Source organism: Mammaliicoccus sp. Dog046, assembly GCF_034039665.1.
Taxonomy (GTDB): domain Bacteria; phylum Bacillota; class Bacilli; order Staphylococcales; family Staphylococcaceae; genus Mammaliicoccus.
Genome location: NZ_CP120131.1, coordinates 645022 through 660858 on the forward strand (window position 1 = coordinate 645022; position 15837 = coordinate 660858).

The 15837-nt window shown below is 33.5% G+C and carries 14 protein-coding genes; all 14 read left to right on the forward strand.

Annotated features, from left to right (window positions below; translation table 11 throughout):
* The 14 genes from P3U32_RS03145 (at nt 1) to P3U32_RS03210 (ending at nt 15828) form a co-directional block, all read left to right on the forward strand.
* The gene (locus tag P3U32_RS03145) at nt 1-1431 is read left to right on the forward strand and encodes a LutB/LldF family L-lactate oxidation iron-sulfur protein (RefSeq protein WP_323704153.1); all 1431 of its coding nucleotides are present in this window, start codon (nt 1-3) and stop codon (nt 1429-1431) included.
* Nucleotides 1431-2123: a LutC/YkgG family protein gene (locus P3U32_RS03150; RefSeq protein WP_323704156.1), complete on the forward strand. Its 693-nt coding sequence runs from the start codon at nt 1431-1433 to the stop codon at nt 2121-2123. Before P3U32_RS03145 ends, P3U32_RS03150 begins: the two co-directional genes overlap by 1 nt.
* Before the next feature lie 448 nt (nt 2124-2571).
* Nucleotides 2572-4107, forward strand: a complete 1536-nt coding sequence (locus tag P3U32_RS03155) for an AbgT family transporter (protein ID WP_323704158.1) — start codon at nt 2572-2574, stop codon at nt 4105-4107.
* 154 nt (nt 4108-4261) lie between these two features.
* Nucleotides 4262-5203 (forward strand): mannose-6-phosphate isomerase, class I, encoded by a 942-nt coding sequence (gene manA / locus P3U32_RS03160; RefSeq protein ID WP_323704160.1) that lies wholly within the window; start codon nt 4262-4264, stop codon nt 5201-5203.
* Nucleotides 5204-5324: 121 nt separating this feature from the next.
* Entirely contained in the window at nt 5325-6332 is a 1008-nt protein-coding gene (locus P3U32_RS03165) for a LysM peptidoglycan-binding domain-containing protein (protein ID WP_323704161.1), read from the forward strand.
* Between the two features lie 205 nt (nt 6333-6537).
* On the forward strand, nt 6538-7911 hold the full coding sequence (locus P3U32_RS03170; RefSeq protein WP_323704162.1) for an EVE domain-containing protein: 1374 nt from the start codon (nt 6538-6540) through the stop codon (nt 7909-7911).
* Between the two features lie 314 nt (nt 7912-8225).
* A complete protein-coding gene (locus P3U32_RS03175) occupies nt 8226-8588 on the forward strand; it encodes a transcriptional regulator, SarA/Rot family (RefSeq protein WP_323704163.1) in 363 nt (120 codons plus the stop codon).
* Between the two features lie 136 nt (nt 8589-8724).
* Nucleotides 8725-10143: a Na+/H+ antiporter NhaC gene (nhaC, locus tag P3U32_RS03180; protein WP_323704165.1), complete on the forward strand. Its 1419-nt coding sequence runs from the start codon at nt 8725-8727 to the stop codon at nt 10141-10143.
* Between the two features lie 573 nt (nt 10144-10716).
* Nucleotides 10717-11103 (forward strand): thiol-disulfide oxidoreductase DCC family protein, encoded by a 387-nt coding sequence (locus tag P3U32_RS03185; RefSeq protein WP_323704166.1) that lies wholly within the window; start codon nt 10717-10719, stop codon nt 11101-11103.
* Nucleotides 11104-11169: 66 nt separating this feature from the next.
* Nucleotides 11170-12144: a LacI family DNA-binding transcriptional regulator gene (locus tag P3U32_RS03190; protein WP_323704168.1), complete on the forward strand. Its 975-nt coding sequence runs from the start codon at nt 11170-11172 to the stop codon at nt 12142-12144.
* On the forward strand, nt 12137-13018 hold the full coding sequence (rbsK, locus tag P3U32_RS03195) for a ribokinase (protein WP_323704170.1): 882 nt from the start codon (nt 12137-12139) through the stop codon (nt 13016-13018). The genes P3U32_RS03190 and rbsK overlap by 8 nt, the downstream gene beginning before the upstream one ends.
* Entirely contained in the window at nt 13011-13400 is a 390-nt protein-coding gene (rbsD, locus tag P3U32_RS03200) for a D-ribose pyranase (RefSeq protein ID WP_323704171.1), read from the forward strand. Before rbsK ends, rbsD begins: the two co-directional genes overlap by 8 nt.
* Before the next feature lie 12 nt (nt 13401-13412).
* The gene (locus P3U32_RS03205; RefSeq protein WP_323704172.1) at nt 13413-14909 is read left to right on the forward strand and encodes a sugar ABC transporter ATP-binding protein; all 1497 of its coding nucleotides are present in this window, start codon (nt 13413-13415) and stop codon (nt 14907-14909) included.
* The gene (locus P3U32_RS03210; RefSeq protein ID WP_323704174.1) at nt 14890-15828 is read left to right on the forward strand and encodes an ABC transporter permease subunit; all 939 of its coding nucleotides are present in this window, start codon (nt 14890-14892) and stop codon (nt 15826-15828) included. Before P3U32_RS03205 ends, P3U32_RS03210 begins: the two co-directional genes overlap by 20 nt.
* Nucleotides 15829-15837: the final 9 nt, after the last annotated feature.

The window sequence follows — 15837 nt, forward strand, 5'->3', positions numbered from 1 at the left end:
ATGGCAATGCGTATCGGTGATAAAACATTTAAAGAAGCGTTCAAAGTTGAAAGTAAAGATACATTTATGAGAGGTGCAGTGAGTTCTGCACAAGATAGATTAAGAGATCGAAAGTTACAAGCGCAAGAAGATTTAGGTAATTGGGAAGAATGGCGAAATCATGCAGAAGAAATTAGACAGCATACCCTTTCAAACTTAGACTACTATCTAGATATGTTAGCTAATAATGTTTCTGAACTTGGTGGACATGTTTATTTTGCGAGCACACCTGAAGAGGCAAATGCGTATGTAACAGATATATTGAAGAAAAAAGAAGCTAAAAAAGTAGCTAAATCAAAATCAATGGTAACAGAAGAAATCAATTTGAACGAAGCAATGGAGAAAGCTGGCTGTGAAGTAGTCGAAACAGATTTAGGGGAATATATTTTACAAATTGATGATCATAACCCACCATCACACATTGTTGCGCCAGCACTTCATAAAAATCGAATGCAAATAAAAGAAACATTACATGAAAAACTTGGATATGAAGGTACAGAAGATCCAGATGAAATGACTTCATTTGTAAGAAAGAAATTAAGACAGGATTTCTTAACTGCAGATGTTGGCATTACTGGGTGTAACTTTGCTGTAGCAGAAAGTGGAAGTTTCACATTAGTGACAAATGAAGGTAATGCGCGCATGGTTACGACGTTACCTAAGACTCAAATTACAGTTATGGGTATGGAACGAATCGTGCCAACACATGAAGAGTTAGAAGTACTTGTTGGTATGTTAACGAGAAGTGCAGTAGGACAGAAGTTAACAAGTTATGTAACAACTTTAACAGGACCAAGAGGCATTGGTGAAATTGATGGGCCGGAAGAATTTCATCTTGTCATTATAGATAATGGACGTTCAAAAATATTAGGCACACAATTCCAATCAATCCTACAATGTATTAGATGTGCGGCGTGTGTCAATGTATGTCCAGTTTATAGACATTCAGGTGGTCATAGTTATGGATCAATTTATCCAGGACCAGTTGGGGCAGTCTTGTCACCATTATTAGGTGGATATGAAGATTATGGTCAACTACCATATGCGTCGTCTTTATGTGCGGCATGTACGGAAGCATGTCCAGTTAAAATCCCGTTACATGACTTATTATTAAAACATAGACAAGTCGAAGCGGAACAACAAAAATCAACACCAAAGTCAGAACGTATGTTAATGAAAGGTTTTGGATTTGGCGCTACAAAACCAACGCTATTTAAATATAGTATGAAATTAGCGCGACCAATGATGAAACCATTTAGCGACGATGAATCCATTCATAAAGGACCATCTGCACTTCATTCATGGACTCAGTCTAGAGATTTTCCACTTCCAGATGAACAAAGGTTTAAAGATTGGATGCAGAATCACTTAAAAGAAAGGGACGATAAATAATGGCTGGAAAAATTCAAAATAGAACAACGTTCTTAAATAATATATCTGAACAACTAGGTCGTCCTAAACCAATTAAAGTCAATAAACCTGAGTGGTCACATCGTCCACAAGATGAGACGTTAACAGATTTAAATCAAACTCAACTCGTTGAATTACTTGAAGAACAATGTAAGAAGATTCATACAGGGTTTGTTCAGACAAAACGTGAACAATTAGATGAAACTTTGACACAAGTTATTGATCAATATGGAAATGGTGAAGTCATCGCATGGAATGATTCACGATTTGAAGAAAATAAAATTAACTTAGAACGTCATAATACTTATATTTGGGACGAAAGTAAGGGAGAAGAAAATAGAATCATTGCAGAAAGAGCGAATATAGGTATAACTTTTAGTGATACGACATTAGCAGAAAGTGGGACAGTCGTTTTATACGCTGGAAAAGGAAAAGGTAGAAGCGTGAGTTTATTACCGACACATTATATAGCGATTATTCCAAAATCAACAATCGTGCCAAGATATACACAAGCAGCCCAAGAAATGAATAAGATGATGGATTCTGAAGAACGATTCCCATCATGTATTAATTTAATTTCTGGTCCATCTAACTCAGCAGATATAGAAATGGAATTAGTAGTAGGTGTGCATGGTCCAGTAAAAGCAACATATATAATAGTAGAAGATATATAAAATGAAAGCTGATGAACACAAGTGAACTGTGTTCATCAGCTTTTTATATTGATATGAGATATCGTGCGATAAGGTATCAATCGCACGAAGAGTTGGTGGTTAGTGTCGAGATATCGTGCGATTCAGCATCAAAAAAAGCGATAAGCTTCAGGAGGCTTATCGCTTTTGGGTATATAACCCAACAGTTCCATAATCATATATAAAGACGTTCACAGTGAATGACAATTTAAAATAAATTGTCATCTGTATCTTTAGTATATAGTCACGTGTGTGGTTTATCAACGTTAATAGCTAAAAAAATATATCAAATTTACACTGATAATATGCGTTGTAAAAGTACTTGTTAATACATTTTATAATATTATTGTATTAATTTATCAGAAACTTCAAAATATACAGAATCTTTGATATAATGTTTTTAATTTGGATATGAGAGGAGAATGATTATATGAATCAAACTAGACAAAAAGTTTCGCTCGTAAACAGGTTTTTGAATCTGATTGAAAAGGTAGGTAATCGTTTACCTGACCCAAGTATTTTGTTCTTCTTTTTATGTGCAGGTTTAATTGTACTTTCATGGTTTATTTCATTATTTGATATTAAAGTTAAAAATCCAGGATCGGGAAAAACGATTGAAGTAACGAATCTTATATCAAGAGAAGGTTTTAGTAAGATTATAAGTGAATCGATTACTAACTTTTCAGAGTTCCCTGCTTTAGGATTAGTATTAGCAGTTATGTTAGGGATTGGTGTTGCTGAAAAAACGGGTTATTTTGATAAGTTGATGATATTAGTTGTTCAGAAAGCACCTAGAAAAATCATTGTTCCGATTATTATTTTTGTTGGTATTATCGGTAACTCAGCTGGAGACGCTGCACCAGTAGTACTACCTCCATTAACTGCGCTTGTATTTATTAAGTTGGGTTATCATCCAATAGCAGGTCTTGCTATGGCATATGCTTCGGCATTAGGTGCATTCGCGGCTAATGTAACTTTAGGTATGAGTGATGCACTTGTTTATGCATTCACGAAACCTGCTGCTGAAATTATTGATAAAGATATACATATGAACGTAGCAATGAATTGGTATTTTATTGCTGCATCTACAGTTGTTTTATTACCAGCGATTTATTTTGTAAGTATGAAAATTGTTATTCCACGCCTCGGTACATATCAGGGTGAACATCAACTCAATAATGAACAAGATTCAGAAGAAATTAGCTCAAAGGAAAGCAGAGCTTTAAAATATGCGAATATAAGTATCGGTGTTGTGATTCTCATATTATTAGCTTTATGTATACCTGAAAATGGATGGCTAAGGAATCCAAAGACGGGGAGTTTAATTGAAAATGCACCTCTAATGGATGGTGTTGGGATGATCATTCTTGTTGTGTTCTTTGTTCCAGGATTTGTTTACGGTATCCTTTCAGGTAAAATTGCTAACACGAAAGATTTAGGTAGAATGCTTACGGAATCGATGTCCACGATGGGAAGCTTTATCGTCATTGTATTCTTTGCTGCACAATTATTAGCTTACTTGGAATGGAGTAACTTAGGTGTCGTGATTTCGGTTAAAGGTGCAGAGTTATTACAAGGTCAAAATGGAATTGTTTTAATTATAGGATTTATTATTCTGAGTAGTATTATTAATTTACTTATTGGTAGTGCCTCTGCGAAATGGGCAATATTGGCACCGATATTCATTCCTATGTTTATGTTGTTAGGTTATCATCCAGCATTTACACAAATGGTATACAGAATTGGTGACTCGATCACAAATCCAATTACGCCTATGATGCCATACTTACCATTGTTACTATCATATGCTCAAAAGTATGATAAAAACATGAAGTTAGGGACATTAATTTCAAGTTTAATGCCGTATTCAATAGTATTATCCATTGTGTGGCCACTATTTATGATTTTATGGTTCTTATTAGGGTTACCACTTGGTCCAGGTGGAGATATTTATTACCATAAATAATCCTCTATAATAAGTGAATCGTATTTATGATGAATAGAATTACTATTACATTAATTAACGTCAATATGGTACAATCACGAGTGGAATAAATTTAAAATAATTTGTAAAAATAGATCTAAACAAAAGGGAATTATTAAAAGAAAAGGATGATTAAATGTCTCCGTTATTATTAAAACCAGTTTTTAAAGAACGTATTTGGGGTGGACGACAATTAGAACAAATGGGCTATCATCTTCCTGACGGGAATATAGGGGAGTGTTGGGGGATATCAGCACATGTGAATGGACCAAGTGAAATCATTAATGGTCCATACAAAGGACAAACGTTGGATCAAGTATGGTCACTTCATCCAGAAATTTTTGGGAATCCATCAGAAAAAAAGTTTCCATTGCTTACAAAAATTTTAGATGCAAATGATAAATTATCAGTACAAGTGCATCCAAATGATGCATATGCATATGAAGTAGAAAACGGCGAATATGGTAAAACTGAATGTTGGTATGTGATTGATGCAATTGAAGATGCAGAAATTATTTATGGTACATATGCAAATACGAAAGAACAATTAAAATCGTATATTGAAAATGAAGATTGGAACCATTTATTTAAAAGCGTAAAAGTAGAAAAAGGTGATTTCTTCTACGTTCCAGCAGGTACTGTACATGCTATTGGTAAAGGAATTATGATTCTTGAAACGCAGCAAAATTCAGACACAACGTATAGAATCTATGATTATGATCGTACAGATAAAGATGGTAACAAACGCGAATTACATATTGATAAGAGTATTGATGTCATCACAGTTGGTGCTCAAAGTCCAAATGTACCATCTAAAAGAATAGACAATGATGAGCAAAAAGGTTTGTTACTTATTGAAAGTGAATATTTCACAGTGACAAAATGGCAAATTGAAGGCACGTTTAATTTCAGAAAACCAAGAGATTACTGCTTGGTGAGTGTTATTGATGGTTCGGGTGAAATCATCACGGATGGTAATATTAATCAAGTGTCTAAAGGAGACCATTTAATATTAACTTCTGATGACTTAGATAATCACATCAATGGCCAACTTGAAGTCATTATTAGTTATGTATAAATTGAAAAATCAATATATTCAAAATGAAATGAAACTGTAATATAAACTCCTGAGAATACAGTGTATAATTAATAAGAATTCATATATTACAATTACTGTAAACAAGATGGGGGTAACTAAATTGAAGAAAAAGACAATAGCAGCGTTTGTTGGCGCTTCTGTAGCAGTAGCTGTATCTTCACAACAAGCTGAAGCAGCAACGTATAAAGTTAAAAGTGGAGATTCATTATGGTTAATTGCTGACAAACATAATACATCGATTTCGAAAATTAAGAGTTTGAATAATTTAAGTTCAAACGTTATTTTTCCAAATCAAGTATTACAATTACCTGGCTCATCTGGTTCGACTAGTACGAATACGGGATCTACTTCAACTTCAACGTCATCAACAACATATTATACAGTTAAATCGGGTGATTCACTTTCTATTATTGCGGGGAAATATGGTACAACGTATCAAAAGATTATGTCTTTAAATGGTATGCGTAATACGATTATATATCCTGGTCAAAGATTAAAGGTGAACGGTACAGCAAGTACGGGAAGCACGACAACTAATAACAGTACACCAAGTACATCAACAAGTACTTCAACATACACTGTTAAATCGGGCGATTCATTATCAATTATTGCAGCAAAATATGGTACAACTTATCAAAAAATCATGTCATTAAATGGGTTATCTAACTTCATTATTTATCCGGGACAAAAATTAAAAGTAAGTGGTACTGCATCTAGTACTGGTAGTACAGGCACTGCAACTAATACAGGCGGTGGCTATACGTCTCCTACATTCAATCATCAAAATTTATATGATTGGGGTCAATGTACTTGGCATGTATTTAATCGTCGACAAGCAGTAGGGAAACCAATCAGTACATATTGGTGGAATGCCAATAACTGGGCAAGTGCAGCAGCTAAAGATGGATATAGAGTGAATCATACGCCATCTGTTGGTTCTATCCTACAATCATCTGTTGGTTATTACGGTCATGTTTCATTTGTTGAACGTATTAACTCAAATGGAAGTATCCTTGTTTCTGAAATGAACTTCTCAGCAGCACCGGGCGTATTAACATATAGAACGGTCTCTGCATCACAAGTATCAAGTTATAACTATATACATTAATTCAGATTAAACCGGGACCTTATAAAGTCCCGGTTTTTTATTTGTGTAAACATAGACACAAGTGTTAATGTCTTATACAATGTTAATATTAAAAGGTTATTTTAAAGTTAATGTAAAGTTTATGAGTTAAAAAGAATAAACATATTAAATCACGTATATAAAAATAGACAACTATCGATAATTATAGATATTAAGGAGTATACATATGTCTGAAGAAAGAAACTACTTTTGGTTAAATTGTGGGTATAATAGATGGAATCATACGGAACCATTAGAAGGTCAAATCGCAGTATTTGAATCAGGTGCAAGTTTCAATCCTACACAAGGATTTCATGCATTTAAAACAGCCAAACCTGGAGATAAAGTTATTTATTATCAAGTTCAAAATCAAGTTGGATTACTAGGCTATGGAGAAATTGTCCATGTTCAATCAGGTGGGAATCAGAAAGTAAGCATTCACTTTAAATTTGAATCGTCATTAACGATGCTCTCTGTTGATTATTTAAAGAGAAGTGAACAGCTAGAACCGAGAATCAATCAAATATCTGAACAATTGTTTAATCGTATATCAAAAGAAGAATTTGATTTGATTGTTGGATTAGGACAAGGAGCAATAAAAATCCCAAGGTACTTCTTATTAACTGAAGAAATACAATTTGAAGAAGAAGAGACCTACACAATATTTACACATACATTAAATGGTATTAAAAGAAATGGGTATACATACTATACGCAATTAGAGATCGGGGACCAACTTGTATTCTTAAGTAAAAATGCCAATCAATCTATTATTGGTATAGGTGAAGTGACTGACAGTATTCATAAGTTACCACCACAACCAGGACGTACGGATTCAACTTGCATCACGGTTAAATATAACAGTGATATTAATCCAGTAAATGTTGGGGAATTAAATAGACATCAAACATTAAAAAAATTATACTTCTTACAAGATAATGCGAAACAATCTATAGCTAATTTAACAAAAGCACAATATGACGCTATGATGGAAATGAGTAATGGGACATATGAGCAACCATCAAGTCCTCAATATGAAATGTCAGTACCGAGAGAACAAGAAATAGAGCATAAAAAAGATAAACCGATTATTCTTATGCTTTGTGACAACAAAGAAGAAGGATTAAAAAAAGCAAAACATTACGTTGAAAGAGAACTTGCTAAAGGTATTTATGCAGTGGGGCATCCTGATTTTTCAGAAGAAATGTTATATGGTAGATATTTGCCAAATGAAAGTGGTGCACTTTATTATCGTGAAGGATTTATCACTGGGCATATTACAAGTTCAGAAAGAGAATGGTTAGTCATTGATCAATTTGAAAGAATTGATCCTGAAATATTCCAATTATTCTTAGATGTATTAGAAGGACATGAAATGACATTACCAAGATATAATCATGAAGGTAAGATGGTTAAATGGAGTTTGGAGAAAGATTCATTCTATAAACATAATCCTAAATGGAGAATGATTGGCTTATGTTATGGATCAATAGAAGACATTAAAGAACAATATTCACACCAATTTTTAAAACATTGTCGTGTGTTACATGTTGGATCATAAATTTATGAAATGCTGGGACTGTGTCTCAGCATTTTTTTGTGTTTAAGAAGTAAAAAAATGGATAATATAAACTTAAATAAACGAAATGTTTAGAAGAAATTTGATTATAACAACACAGGTTATAATCTTTTTTTAATAGAAATGATAACGAAAATAATTGAATTCATAGGTTTCTACATAGCAGTTGATAATAAAATATCAAGAAATACATTAAATGTCAGATATATATTTAAATTCCATATTGATGTTATTTAATTTTGTGTTAAAATTATTTTGAGATAATCTAAATAACTAAAAATTAGGAGGTTAATTACATGGTGACTAAATCTTATTCGGAAGTGATTTCAGCTTGTTCAGAATTCTTTGACTATCAAAATAAAATTGATAACATCTTTTTAGTTATTGAACATAAGTATGGTCTAAAGAAGCATGAATTCTTCTTCTTAATGAAGTTAATTGAGGTAAAAGAAGTTCATCTTAAAGATGCAATTGAAAGAGGGTATATTAAACAAAATAAATCAGCGCGTGCGATTAAGAGATTATTTGAGAAAAAATACATATTAAAAAATCGTTTAAAATCGGATGAAAGAGCAGTCATATTACGTTTTAATGATGAATATAGAAAAGAATTCAATGAAGTTATGGAAGATGTTTTATACATGCTGGAAGAGGATTAATTGAAATTAAAATAAGTGTGAGACAGAAATTTAAATTGGGAATTAAAATTTTTGTCTCACTCTTATATAATGGTGATATTGTAGATTTTTAAACTACAAAATGTAAGCGCTTTAATTTAATAAGGGGGTCTTCACTATGGGAAATGAATTAACATCTAAGAAGGAAATACGTTTCATATGGGCGATTGTCCCGTTTTTATTTATGATTGTGAGTATGTTATTTACAGTTGTTGTATTGGAACAAGCACCTCATATTCCATTAATGATCGGTACAGCATTTGCTGCGATTGTTGCATATTATCATGGCTACAGTTGGAAAGAAATTGAGGAAATGATGTACAAAGGTATTAAGTTAGCGTTACCTGCAATTGTGATTATCATATTAGTAGGATTAATTATTGGTGCTTGGATCGGTGGTGGTGTTGTCGCTACAATGATCTATTATGGATTACAGCTAATCACACCGTCATTATTTTTAGTCACGATTACAGTTATATGTGCCATTGTTTCATTGGCCATTGGTAGTAGTTGGTCAACAATGGCAACCGTTGGCGTGGCAGGTATGGGTATTGGTTTAAGTATGGATATCCCAGCAGGTATGATAGCAGGTGCAATTATTTCAGGATCATATTTCGGAGATAAAATGAGTCCACTATCAGATACGACAAACTTAGCAGCTGGTTTAACTGGGACAGACTTATTTGAACATATTAAACATATGTTTTACACGACAGTGCCGGCAGTGATTATTTCTTTAATTGTATTTTTTGTTTTAGGAAGACAGTTTTCTGTAGATAATATGAATCAAGGAAAGATAGATAATATTAATGCAGAGATGTTAGATAAATTTGTGATTAGTCCGTGGCTGTTACTTATACCAGTTATCGTTATTATATTGGTAGCGTTAAAAGTACCAGCTATACCAGCATTAGTGGTAGGTATCGTATTAGGATTTCTATCACAAATATTCGTTCAAGGTGGTAGCTTGCATGATAGCGTTCAAGCTTTACAAACAGGTTATCAGATGAATAGTGATAATGCATTAGTAAAGGAACTATTTAATAGAGGTGGGTTAGAATCCATGTTCTATACGATTTCTATGACAATAGTCGCAATGACATTTGGTGGCATCCTTGAATATTCAGGCATGTTAAAAGCCATTATTACTCAAATATTAAAAATTGCTAAAGGTACAGGTGGACTCATCGCTTCGGTTATCGTGTCATGTATCGGTACAAATGCATCATGTTCAGAACAATACATATCCATCGTTGTTCCTTCAAGAATGTATATTAATACTTTCTTAAATAGACGATTGCACCCGAAAAATCTTTCACGTGCGTTAGAAGATGGTGGAACAGTAACGTCAGTGTTCTTCTTATGGAATACGTGTGGTGTATTTATAGCCCAAACACTTAATGTAAATGTTTTAGAATATGGTATATATGCAGTGTTTAATTATACTGTGCCTATCATTTCAGTGATATTTGGTTATATTGGATTTAAAATTATTAAAATTAATGATGAAGAATATCGTAAATTTAAAGAAGCTTAATGTTATAAAAAAAATATTTATATATAAAGTCTAGGATAAATATCCCAGGATTAAAATGGGAGCGGAACAGAAATCTTATTTATATAAAAAAGATTTCGTAGTCCCGCCCCGGCAAGGATGACTAGAGTTAAAAAAGCTTGATACAAGCGCATTTTTAACTCAGTCATCTACTGCCAAGTTACTAAATGAAGCTGAGACATTACATTATGTCCCAGCTTTATTTTTTTGCGCATGCTTTCCGCGGGCATGTTCTCAGCCTGTAGTCTTCGAATCATGCTTTTCCCGCAGGAGTCATCGCAAAAAATGCTGAACATTGCAAGTGGAGGTCGACAAGCAACATTGAGCGTCTGAACATTGTAAGTGAGAGTCGACAAGCAACATTGAGCGTCTGAACATTGCAAGTGAGGGCTTACAAGCAACATTGATCATGGCTAACGAGATAGTTTTAGGAAATAATCCCGTTAGCAGGTATATATAGGCATCGCCAAAGTGTTTGTCCTCCAAAACTACCCAATCTTTCTTTAATTTGAATTCTTATCGTGTTATTTTAAATTTAGAAATGGGGAGATATAAATGCCAATTATTTATTATGATGGAACATGTGGATATTGTAATAAAGCAGTGAAATGGTTGATTCATCACAATATCCCAACTCATTTTCAATTTGCACAATTAAGTGGTAAATATGGTGAAAGGCTGATTAATACTGAACCTAGATTAAGGAACATTGATTCTATTATTGTTGTTGATGGTCCAATGACTCTGACACAATCGGATGCAGTGATTCATTTACTTAAGCATGTCCCAGGTTATCGATGGTTATCTATGATGATTTCCTTTATTCCAAAATCCTTGAGAGATATTTTTTATGGAGGATTTGCTCGTATAAGACATCGAATTCCTTCAAATACCCGTTGTAAATTGCCAACTGAAGAAGAACGGAAATATTTTTTAGATTAATATTGTATTTATAATAAAACCGTGATATCCTTTTGTGTAAACGGTTACATAAAAGGAAGTTGAAATATGGCAACGATTAAACAAGTCGCTCAATATGCTGGTGTTTCTGTTGCTACTGTATCTCGCGCATTGAACAAAAGTGGATATGTTAAACAAGAAACACAAGATAAAATTGATAAAGCAATTAAAGCGTTAAATTATCATCCAAATGAAACAGCTCGTACTTTATATAAACGACAATCTAAAATGATAGGGTTACTTTTACCTGACATTAGTAATCCTTTTTTTACCGTAGTCGCACGTGGTGTAGAAGATGAAGCAATGGAGAAAGGGTATCATATTATCTTAGGAAACGGAGATAATAATGATGAAAAAGAGCTCGCATACTTAAATACATTTAAAGTACATAATTGTAGTGGGATTATTGCGTCACAACTTTCAAGCAAAGAAACATTTGATTCATTTAAGACATATCAAATGCCTTTTGTGTTATTGGACCGTGTTTATGAGGACCATGAATTTGTAGAAACCAATCATCTTAAAGGTGGGCATTTGCAAGCACAAGCAGTGATCAAAGGTAATGCACAATCGGTGTTAATCCTTGAACAGGAGTTAAGTTATAAATCATTTAGAGAAAGATGGTTAGGTGCAAAGAATACATTAGAAGAACATCATATTAAATATATAACTGCTAACGAATTAACAATGACTGAAGACAAGTTAAATCAATTAATTGATGAACATCAGTTGGATAGTATTATTTGTAGTAATGATGTTGGGGCATTTCAAATTATGAGTATGCTTTATAACTTGAATTATAATGTGCCAAACGATATTCAAGTCATAGGCTATGATGATATACCTTTGTCGAGTATGTATTCGCCAAGTTTAACAACGATACATCAACCAGCGTATTTAATTGGTAAGAAAGCGTGCCAACAATTAATAAAACAATTAGAAGGTAAGAAGAGGGAACATCATGAAATTTTAGATGTGACTTTAATAGAAAGACAATCAACGAGGAGTGTAAAACATGAATAAAATAGTAGTAATCGGAAGTATGTCTATAGATTTAGTTGTTTCTGCAGCGAAGAGACCAGGTAAAGGAGAAACGATATTAGGGGAGACATTCTTTACAACACCTGGGGGAAAAGGTGCCAATCAAGCAGTAGCAGCAGCACGTTTAGGTGATCAAGTACATATGATCGGTAGAATCGGTAATGATGACTTTGGTAAAGAAATACATGAAAATTTAAAAAGTAATAACGTTATTGTGGACAGTGTGGAACCCGTTACACATTTACCTTCTGGAACGGCGCATATTACGCTCGCTGAAGAGGATAACAGTATTATTGTTGTACCTTCAGCGAATAATGAAGTCAATGTTTCTTACGTGGATAAATATTTAAGCACATTAAACAAAGGTGATATCGTATTACTTCAACAAGAAATACCAGGTGAAACGGTAACACATGTCGTTGATTATTGTGCAGCTCATGATGTGATTTCAATATTAAATCCAGCACCGTATAGAGAAGTAGATCAAACGGTTATAGAGAAAGTAAGTTATTTAACACCTAATGAAACAGAAAGTGCAGAAATGTTTAATGGCAATGTTGAACAAGCATTGATTCAGTATCCGAATAAATTGATTGTAACTTTAGGATCCAAAGGTGCGGTCTATTATAACGGTAAAGAAAAAGTAGAAGTACCAGGTTATAAACGTGAAGTGAAAGACACAACTGGCGCAGGAGATACATTTAACGGCGCATTTGCTGTTGGGTTACAGAAATCCTATTCATTAGAAAAAGCATTAGCATTCGCAAACTTAGCGGCGAGTTATTCAGTGATGGGAATGGGTGCGCAAGGCGGAATGCCTAATTTAACAGATATTGAAGGTGAATGGCATGTATAAAACAGGTATTTTAAATAGTGAAATTTCAAAGGTACTCAGTGATTTAGGACATACAGATCGTATCGTCATTGCAGATTGTGGATTACCTATTCCTAAAGGTGTGCGTAAGATTGATCTTGCGCTCACGCTTGGTGTACCAAGTTTTGAAAGCGTTTACGAAGTGGTGCTTGAGCATATGGCGGTTCAAAAAATGATATTAGCTGAAGAAATAAAATCTGATAATAAAGTACTTCATGAAAAGCTTATCGACAAAAATATAGATACAACATTTGTATCTCATGAGACATTTAAAACATTAACGAAAGATACAGTTGCAGTGATAAGAACTGGAGAAGCTACACCATTTGCGAATGTAATCTTAGAAAGCGATGTTTTATTTTAAAGGAGGGGTTATATGTTACAAATGACAGGGATTCATAAAGCGTTTGGACAAAATAAAGTTTTAACAGGCGTAGATTTCACGTTGAAAGAAGCTTCTGTTCATGCGCTAATGGGAGAAAATGGTGCCGGTAAATCTACTTTAATGAAAATACTTGTAGGTATACATGAGAGAGATAAAGGGACAATTACATTTCAAGAACAAGCAATCGATTTTAAAGATGTACAAAAATCAGAAGAAGCGGGCATGACATTCATTCACCAAGAATTAAATATTTGGCCGGAGTTAACAGTGCTTGAAAACTTATTTATTGGAAAAGAAGTAAAAAATAAATTTGGCATTATTAATGAGAAAAAAATGAAGCAAGAAGCTAAAAAAGTATTTGATAAGCTTAATTTCAGTATTTCATTAAATAAAGTTGCTGGAAAATGTTCTATAGGTGAACAGCAAATGATAGAAATTGCGAAAGCATTGATGACAAATGCTAAAGTAATCGTTATGGATGAACCAACCGCAGCATTGACTGATAAAGAAATTAGCCAATTGTTTAAATTGATTCGAACATTACAAGAACAAGGTGTGTCGTTTGTATATATTTCACACAGAATGGCGGAAATATTTGAAATATCAGATGAAATAACGGTTATGAGAGATGGTAAAACAGTCTTATACAAAGATACGAAAGATACAAACTATGATGAAATTGTAAAGTCGATGGTTGGAAGGGATTTAACAGAACAATTTCCAAATAGAACGGTAACACCTGGTGAAGTGATTATGGATGTTCAATCGCTCGATAATGATGAACATGGTATTAAAGATATTTCTTTCCAATTAAAACAAGGTGAAATATTAGGTTTTAGTGGCTTGATGGGAGCTGGACGTACTGAAATTATGAGAAGTCTATTTGGCATTGATAAAGGTAAAAAGAAGATTTCAATTAAAGGAAAACAAGTACAAATCAAATCGCCAGAAGATGCGATGAAATATGGTATAGGTTTAATTACAGAAAATCGAAAAGATGAAGGGCTATTATTAGATTTTTCAATTGAACATAATATGGTATTACCATCATTGAAAAGTTTCTCCAATAAAGGTTTTATTAACGAAAAGGCATCACATTCATTCGCAGATCAAATGAGTAAACGGTTGAATATTAAGACGAACCGTAAAGCGCTTGTTTCATCTCTGTCGGGTGGTAATCAACAAAAAGTAGTGTTAGCCAAATGGATAGGAACAGGTGCACAAGTACTTATTTTAGATGAACCAACGAGAGGTATAGATGTAGGTGCAAAACGAGAAATTTATCAATTGATGAACGAATTAACCGAACGTGGCGTATCCATCATCATGATTTCTTCAGAATTGCCGGAAGTGATTGGGATGAGTGACCGTGTCATCGTTGTTCAAGAAGGAAGTATCAAAGGGGAAGTAGAGAACGAAAGTATTACAGAAGAAAATATTATGACATTAGCTACAGGAGGGGATTTACATGCAACAAATCACAGCTAAAACACCATTAGTCGAAAAAATCATCCCATTTATAGGACTGATCTTATTAGTGGTCGTTATCAGTATTATGAATTCAGCGTTTTTAGATTTATCAAATTTACTTAACTTATTAAGACAAGTTTCAATCAATGGTTTAATCGCATTTGGAATGACATTTGTTATATTAACAGGCGGAATTGACTTGTCAGTCGGATCAATTTTAGCATTATCAAGCGCATTTACTGCAATTTTAATTACAAGTGGCATGGATCCAATCGTTGCATTAATCGTGGGTGTACTTGGAGGATTCATATTAGGTGTTGTGAATGGTGTGTTAGTGACATTTGGTAGCATGGCACCATTTATTGCTACATTGGCAACAATGACAATATTTAGAGGGTTGACGCTCGTTGTAACTGATGGTAATCCAATCACAAACTTAGGAGATAGCTACTTATTTCAATTGTTTGGAAAAGGATATTTCTTCGGAATACCTGTACCAGCAGTAACGATGATTATCGTATTTATCATATTGGCAATAATATTACAAAAAACAACATTTGGTAGACATACATATGCTATCGGTGGTAATGAAGTCGCATCAAAAATTTCAGGTATTAAAGTAAATAGAGTGAAGATTTTAATTTATGGTATTTCTGGATTAATGTCAGCATTAGCAGGTGCCATTTTAACATCACGTTTAAACTCTGCTCAACCGACTGCAGGAACATCTTATGAATTAGATGCAATTGCCGCTGTTGTGTTAGGTGGTACATCTTTAACAGGTGGTAAAGGACGTATAGTAGGTACGTTGATAGGGGTATTAATTATTGGTGTGTTAAACAATGGACTGAACTTACTCGGAGTTTCATCATTCTATCAGCAAGTTGTTAAAGGTGTCGTTATATTAATAGCTGTCTTAATAGATAGAAAAAAATAATTAAAAGTG

Bases quoted from the DNA above. Each gene is read 5' to 3' on its own strand.
- P3U32_RS03145 (WP_323704153.1), top strand. From the start codon at position 1: ATGGCAATGCGTATCGGTGATAAAACATTTAAAGAAGCGTTCAAAGTT.
- P3U32_RS03150 (WP_323704156.1), top strand. From the start codon at position 1,431: ATGGCTGGAAAAATTCAAAATAGAACAACGTTCTTAAATAATATATCT.
- P3U32_RS03155 (WP_323704158.1), top strand. From the start codon at position 2,572: ATGAATCAAACTAGACAAAAAGTTTCGCTCGTAAACAGGTTTTTGAAT.
- manA (WP_323704160.1), top strand. From the start codon at position 4,262: ATGTCTCCGTTATTATTAAAACCAGTTTTTAAAGAACGTATTTGGGGT.
- P3U32_RS03170 (WP_323704162.1), top strand. From the start codon at position 6,538: ATGTCTGAAGAAAGAAACTACTTTTGGTTAAATTGTGGGTATAATAGA.
- P3U32_RS03175 (WP_323704163.1), top strand. From the start codon at position 8,226: ATGGTGACTAAATCTTATTCGGAAGTGATTTCAGCTTGTTCAGAATTC.
- nhaC (WP_323704165.1), top strand. From the start codon at position 8,725: ATGGGAAATGAATTAACATCTAAGAAGGAAATACGTTTCATATGGGCG.
- P3U32_RS03185 (WP_323704166.1), top strand. From the start codon at position 10,717: ATGCCAATTATTTATTATGATGGAACATGTGGATATTGTAATAAAGCA.
- P3U32_RS03190 (WP_323704168.1), top strand. From the start codon at position 11,170: ATGGCAACGATTAAACAAGTCGCTCAATATGCTGGTGTTTCTGTTGCT.
- rbsK (WP_323704170.1), top strand. From the start codon at position 12,137: ATGAATAAAATAGTAGTAATCGGAAGTATGTCTATAGATTTAGTTGTT.
- rbsD (WP_323704171.1), top strand. From the start codon at position 13,011: ATGTATAAAACAGGTATTTTAAATAGTGAAATTTCAAAGGTACTCAGT.
- P3U32_RS03205 (WP_323704172.1), top strand. From the start codon at position 13,413: ATGTTACAAATGACAGGGATTCATAAAGCGTTTGGACAAAATAAAGTT.
- P3U32_RS03210 (WP_323704174.1), top strand. From the start codon at position 14,890: ATGCAACAAATCACAGCTAAAACACCATTAGTCGAAAAAATCATCCCA.